Origin of the sequence: Escherichia sp. KCJ4928 (assembly GCF_004352695.1) — a bacterium.
Lineage (GTDB): Bacteria > Pseudomonadota > Gammaproteobacteria > Enterobacterales > Enterobacteriaceae > ECMA0423.
The window spans coordinates 1-255 of the sequence record NZ_SJWV01000809.1 but is presented as its reverse complement, the minus strand read 5'-3'; the positions used below and the strand labels follow the sequence as shown (position 1 = coordinate 255).

Below are 255 nucleotides of genomic sequence, written 5' to 3'. Positions count from 1 at the left end.
CCGGTGCACACTTTGTGCCTGCCGTAGCTGTTTTATCAAGCTGTAAATACTCCCCGGTTGAAAGACGACCGTCAGACCGGACTGTACCACCACTGACTTTTCCGCCTTTGATTTCCCCGGTGGTTGTGATGCCTTTGCCATTAACCGCGCGTATCCACTGGCTGTCTGTCATGGTGAATCCACCACCATGTGTGATATTCATCCATCCCTTATTGTTTCTGGTGATTAGCCAGCCGTCTTCACTCGTAATATCAC

Annotated in this window: 1 protein-coding gene; it reads right to left on the bottom strand. The window is 50.2% G+C overall.

What is annotated here, in order from left to right; genetic code table 11:
* Positions 1-255: shufflon system plasmid conjugative transfer pilus tip adhesin PilV (gene pilV, locus E0D98_RS26880; RefSeq protein WP_131891688.1), on the bottom strand; the 255-nt coding region annotated here is incomplete at both ends.